Source organism: Shewanella sp. 11B5 (assembly GCF_002836795.1).
Lineage (GTDB): Bacteria > Pseudomonadota > Gammaproteobacteria > Enterobacterales > Shewanellaceae > Shewanella > Shewanella frigidimarina.
The window spans coordinates 1-4,450 of sequence record NZ_PJAP01000549.1 but is presented as its reverse complement, the minus strand read 5'-3'; the positions used below and the strand labels follow the sequence as shown (position 1 = coordinate 4,450).

Genomic DNA, 4,450 nt, shown 5'->3' with positions numbered 1-4,450 from the left:
ATGGAGAAATCAGTGAGATACGGTTCAATTAGCCTTGCTTTATTGTGCTTATACGCAAGCAACTCATTTGCGGCACTCGAAGTCATTACCACATCAGAAAAGCAGACTCTCAATAAAATTGAAAATCAATATGATATCGATACCCTGCTAATCACTGTTAATGACAAATTCTCACAGCTTAATAAAAAAGCCTATGACGTTGAAGGACTGAAAAAAACAATCGTTTCAGAACAGCAGCGCTACGATGAGCTTATTACAGAATTACCTAAGGTTATTCGGGCTAAAACAGGGCTTCCAGAAACCTATAAACAAATTGAAGAATCCGTCAATTTAGTCGATGAATTAACCCTAAAGGCAGAAGAAGACAGTAAACGCCTTGAAACTGAAAAGGTTGAAATATTAACTGAATATGAGGCGATAAATAAAAAACGTGCCGCTAAAAGTCAGCAACTATTTAAACTCAAAACTGATATTACTAATCGTTTAATTGCAGATTTATCCAAATCAAGCAGCACACTGCCAGTCAATATTAATGGTTCGACTGAGTGTTCAAAATATCAAACTATCGCAGATTGTTTGAAAGAGTCTAAAAGCAGCATTTTATCCAATACTCGTAATGAGTCGCCGTTTTTAAATGACAAAAGTGTTTTATTGTCATATGAAGTTATCGACGCCAATATGAATATGAGAGGCGATTTGCATTATAAAGTGGCGATGAACTTTAAGCCTTCTTATAACGATAAAATCGACTCAATGTTAAATGAAGAATTAGGCCTTAAGTCGGCGATGGTGACGTTAATCAGTAACGTACCAGCAGATTGGTATATCAATGGCACCAAAATAGGCACGGGCAAAAAACTTTTTCACGAGATCCCTTTAGGTAAACACGGCATTTTAGCGTCTTACCAAAATCAAGATAAATCTAGCGTAGAAAATGTTGAAGGCAATGGTGTATTTAATTATAAATTTGCCAATGTTGCTTCGTCTAATAAAACCAGCAACCAAGCTAAAGTAGTGACAGCAGAAGTCCCAAAGGGCATTCTTAAGCCAACAGTTAAACAACCACAACCTATCGCCCAAAAAGCGAAAGCTAAATACACCTTGTTTTCTGACCAAACTAGCATTAAGTTGAGTGATGATGACGCAAAAAAGAAATCATCAGATAAAGGTTATGAATATTTTATGGGTGTTACACCTGTCAATAAAAAGCAAAACATTGAATTTACTAACGAGCCTATCGAGAAGTAATGTTCTAACCAGCGTTTTAACATAACTGTTTATTCAGCTTGGCTGACATAAATCAAAGCCATATCTTCGGATATGGCTTTTTTGTTGCTATAACATCATTAAAACGACTATCGATATGCGCCTTGTTACAAAGAAAATTAAAAGATTTACATTACTTTACGCTGAATTAAGCAAATATAATTACAATAAGCTGGCATCAATCACCGGCTAGTCGTTAGCCTATGTCGTTGTGCAACGACACCATCAATTATTGCTTATAGAGATGTGTACTTACATGATCAAAAAACTTGGCCAATGTCTTTTTTCGACTACCGTATTGATGATGGGATATGTTGGGTTTATTTCCAATGGTATTGCCGCGCCCACACCTCCTCGCGCTGAAAAAGTGGTTCCTGTCGTCACCGCCACCGTTGAACAGCATGAGCTTTCGCAATCAATTACCTTAATCGGAAAACTGGCTGCTACTCACTCGGTAATGATAGCGCCGCAAGTAGCAGGCAAAATAGATAGCATAGCGGTCGCATCCAACCAATATGTCAATAAAGGCCAGGCTCTGCTGACGCTTGATAACCGTAAAGCTAAAGCCAGCGTGACCGAAGCTCAAGCTTATTATCAAGATGAAGTGCGTAAGCTTAATGAGTTTAACAAGTTGATTCACGTTAACGCCATCACTCAAACAGAAATAGAAGCGCAAAAGTCCAGTGTTGATATCGCTTTCGCTCGACTTGAATCAGCCAAAACAGATCTTGATTACCATACTCTAGCCGCGCCATTTTCCGGAAATACTGGTTTGGTTAACTTCAGCCGAGGCAAGATGGTCAGCATCAATGAATCACTATTAACACTTGATGATTTATCGGTGTTACAGCTCGATTTACAAGTTCCAGAACATTATCTATCTTTGTTAAGTACAGGGATGTCGGTAAACGCTTCCAGTAGAGCATGGAATAAAACCATTTTTACAGGCAAGATTATCGCAATTGATCCACGCGTCAATTCTCAAACACTCAACCTCAATATTCGCAGTCAGTTTGATAATCAAAAGGGTAAATTAAAGCCCGGTATGATGATGTCGGCAACACTGGTATTTCCAAGCGTGTCTTCCCCTATTGTTCCGGTACAAGCACTTGAATATTCTGGTACCAAACGTTATGTCTACGTAATCAACAAGGACAACATCGCCACACGCACCGAAGTGATGTTAGGGGCCAGAATTGACGATCAAGTGTTACTCGAATCTGGCATTAACATCGGCGACCACATCGTCGTCCAGGGGCTGGTAAATATGCGTGACGGTGTCAAAGTAAAAGACTTAGCTAAGCAAAATAAAACAAGCCCTGTTAAACAGGAGCAAAAATAATGTGGCTAAGTGATACGGCGGTAAAGCGCCCTGTAGTTGCGATTGTTTTAAGTTTATTACTGTGTGTTTTTGGCTTGGTATCGTTTTCTAAATTGTCAGTTAGAGAAATGCCCGACGTACAAAATCCGGTAGTGACAGTGATGACCACTTATAGCGGTGCATCAGCCACTATTATGGAAAGTAAAATCACTAAGAGCCTTGAAGATGAATTAACTGGCATCAGCGGTATTGATGAAATCACCTCAACCACTCGAAATGGCATGTCACGTATTTCCATCGAGTTTGAACTAGGATGGGATTTAACCGAAGGTGTGAGTGATGTACGAGATGCAGTTGCCAAAGCACAGCGTCGCTTACCTGATGAAGCTGACGATCCAATTGTATCTAAAGATAATGGCACTGGTGAACCGTCGATTTACGTCAACTTGAGCTCTGAAAATATGGACCGTACTCAACTCACTGATTACGCCCAGCGGGTATTGGAAGACAGATTTAGCTTAATTACTGGCGTTAGCTCAGTCAATATTTCTGGTGGCTTGTACAAAGTCATGTATGTACAACTAAAACCGCAATTAATGGCCGGTAGAAATGTAACTACCAACGACATTATTAGTGCCTTAAATCGTGAAAATCTTGAAACACCCGGTGGCGAAGTCCGTAACGACACCACCGTAATGTCTGTTAGAACAAAACGTCTATATTACAGCCCAGAAGACTTCAACTATTTAGTTGTCCACACCGCTGACGATGGTACGCCTATTTACCTTAAAGATGTCGCTAGCGTATTCATCGGTGCTGAAAACGAAAACTCGACCTTTAAAAGCAACGGCATCGTTAACTTAAGCTTAGGTATAGTGCCGCAATCTGATGCCAATCCATTAGACATATCACTGCAAGTACAACAAGAAGTCGATAAGGTGCAGAGCTTTTTGCCAAAAGGAACGCAATTGGTTGTCGATTATGATGCCAATGTGTTTATTGCGCGCTCGATTAATGAGGTTTACAACACCCTATTTATTACTGGGGTACTGGTTATTCTTGTGCTGTACATTTTTATCGGTCAAGTACGGGCAACCCTTATTCCAGCAGTAACAGTACCTGTATCGTTAATTGCCGCATTCATGGCGGCATATAGCTTAGGTTACTCCATTAACTTATTGACCCTAATGGCGCTTATTTTAGCCATTGGCCTAGTGGTTGATGACGCCATCGTTGTGGTTGAGAATATCTTCCACCATATTGAACAAGGTGAACAACCTATACTTGCTGCGTATAAAGGGACTCGCGAAGTGGGTTTTGCAGTGATGTCAACGACCTTAGTACTGGTAATGGTATTTTTACCCATTTCATTTATGGATGGCATGGTTGGGTTGTTGTTTACTGAGTTCTCTGTGATGCTGGCAATGTCGGTGCTGTTTTCATCACTTATCGCTCTAACCCTTACCCCTGTCATGAGCAGTAAATTATTAAAAGCCAACGTGAAGAAAAATCGTTTTAATATCGCTATCGATAATGGCTTTAATCGTTTAGAGCAACGTTATCGTAGTATGGTCAAATGGGCATTACACTGGCGCATAGCAGCACCATTCATAATTATTGCCTGCATCGGTGGTAGCTACTTACTCATGCAACAAGTCCCTTCGCAACTCTCACCACAAGAAGATCGCGGAGTATTATTTGCGTTTATTAAAGGCGCCGAAGGCACCAGTTATAATCGCATGATTGCCAATATGGACATCGTTGAAAACCGATTAATGCCACTATTGGGTCAAGGAGTAGTGAAATCATTTAGCGTTGAAGCACCAGCATTTGGCGGTCGAGCGGGAGATCAAACCGGGTTTG

General features: G+C 40.5%; 3 protein-coding genes. All 3 read left to right on the top strand.

Features of this window, described 5'->3' with window-relative positions:
• Positions 1 to 1,248, top strand: a 1,248-nt coding sequence (locus tag CXF78_RS12925; RefSeq protein ID WP_257984906.1) for a hypothetical protein, incomplete at its 5' end; no start/stop codon positions are given.
• 322 nt (positions 1,249 to 1,570) lie between these two features.
• Complete coding sequence (locus CXF78_RS12920) at positions 1,571 to 2,608, top strand: efflux RND transporter periplasmic adaptor subunit (RefSeq protein WP_257984907.1); 1,038 nt, start codon at positions 1,571 to 1,573, stop codon at positions 2,606 to 2,608.
• Positions 2,608 to 4,450 (top strand): efflux RND transporter permease subunit (locus CXF78_RS12915; RefSeq protein WP_145991437.1); only part of this gene is annotated, 1,843 nt, incomplete at its 3' end. The genes CXF78_RS12920 and CXF78_RS12915, both read left to right, overlap by 1 nt.

What these genes read in the sequence shown, in the direction of transcription:
- CXF78_RS12920 (WP_257984907.1), top strand. Translation starts at nt 1,571, where the DNA reads ATGGGATATGTTGGGTTTATTTCCAATGGTATTGCCGCGCCCACACCT.